Here is a 1,610-nt window from a genome sequence, read left to right on the forward strand (position 1 = left end):
AGCGACGTGTTTTATCTTACCATATATGTTAATTGCCTTTGGCATATAAATATGCATATTTTAAAGTTAACTCTATAATACTAGTAAATTCTTTATAATTCTCATTTATTTAATTACTGATACACTAGGAACCGTTATATTGATGTTTGTTTATATAAACTCATAAATCACCTTATTAAAATCATAATTTTAATATTTTATGATTTTAGTATTAGTTTTCTAATTCTATTAAAGTCTAGCAAATGTAATATATATAGATTGTAAATCAACTTTTTATTAACTATACTTCTATTTTATCTATAGTTTTTTTCTTGATTATTTAATTAAATATACATTGGTCAATTACACTAAATAAAAAATATAGTATTTATATGTCAAATATATGAATTGATAATGTAGAATGTATTAATTTCCCTTGGATAAATTAATATAAGTTACTTATTTTGTATATTAGTTTGCTATTTTAATTTTTCATATTCAGAACAATCAACCCTAACTAATTCTCCAATTTCAAAAGATCCTTTACATGCATATCCAACAATAGTTGATAAGACGCCATCTTCAACAGTAACAACTGGCTTTCTATTTTCTAATACACAATTAACAAATTCTTTAACCTCTGCTAAATATGCATCCTCAAATCTTTTTAAAAATCCACCAGCACATTCATTATTAATTCCATTATCATTAAATACCGTTACTAAATTTTTATCTGGAGTTGTTCCAATTCTTAATGTTCCTTTAGTTCCTATTATTTCAGTTTCTATATGATATCCATGAGCACAATTTCTGCCAGCAACAAGTAGTGTCATAGTTCCATTTTTTAACTTAACCATAGCGGCTACAGTTTCAGCATCATTTATTTTATCAAATTCTTTATGTTCATAAGCTCCTCCTATTTCCCATAGCATCTTACCAAGACAACCTTACCTATAGACCCCTCTTCAATTTTTTGTTTAGCATAAGCATATGATTTATCATACCTTCTCATAAATCCAAGCATAAATATTTTTTCCAAATGAGAATTTACAGCTTTCATAGCTTCTAATGCATCTTCTAAATATAATCCAAGTGGCTTTTCATTAAGTGTTATAGTTAGAAAAATAAACTATAAAGAAAGTCTGCTAAGGAGTAATTATTAATAAAAACCCAATATAATGTTTATAATGTTGTGGATAAACTTATAAAAGGAAAGAAAAAAGTGCAATACTAATTAAAATAAATAGTATTGCACTTAACATATATAACTTTTACTTAAAAAAGAACAACATCTCATGGACTTTTTTATTTCATCTACAGATAAAAAAGTCAAGCCGTCTAACTATATATTGATAATATTAAAATATTTTAAGTTTTAATAGTGTATATTAAACTCTATCTATTATTAACATTACCTTCATATTATTTTTATATACTAAAAAAGAGATAGTTGTTATAACTATCTCTTTAAGCTTACCTGGCAACGTCCTAATATCCCACACAGTCTCCCGTGCAGTACCTTCGGCGCTATGGATCTTAACTTTCCTGTTCGGAATGGGTAGGAGTGTTACTTCCATGCCATCATCACCAGATGCTATGATTCTCCAAATCTTGATTTGGTTAAGAATCTT

At 26.6% G+C, this 1,610-nt stretch carries 1 rRNA gene and 1 pseudogene; both read right to left on the bottom strand.

The window, feature by feature from the left end:
* Positions 1-458: 458 nt before the first annotated feature.
* A pseudogene (locus tag NG918_RS16605) lies at positions 459-1,084 on the bottom strand (Gfo/Idh/MocA family protein); the annotation flags it as partial.
* 370 nt (positions 1,085-1,454) lie between these two features.
* Positions 1,455-1,571: ribosomal RNA gene (gene rrf / locus NG918_RS16610) — 5S ribosomal RNA — on the bottom strand.
* Positions 1,572-1,610 lie beyond the last annotated feature (39 nt).

Source organism: Clostridium sp. ZBS2 (assembly GCF_023845855.1).
Lineage (GTDB): Bacteria > Bacillota > Clostridia > Clostridiales > Clostridiaceae > Clostridium > Clostridium aquiflavi.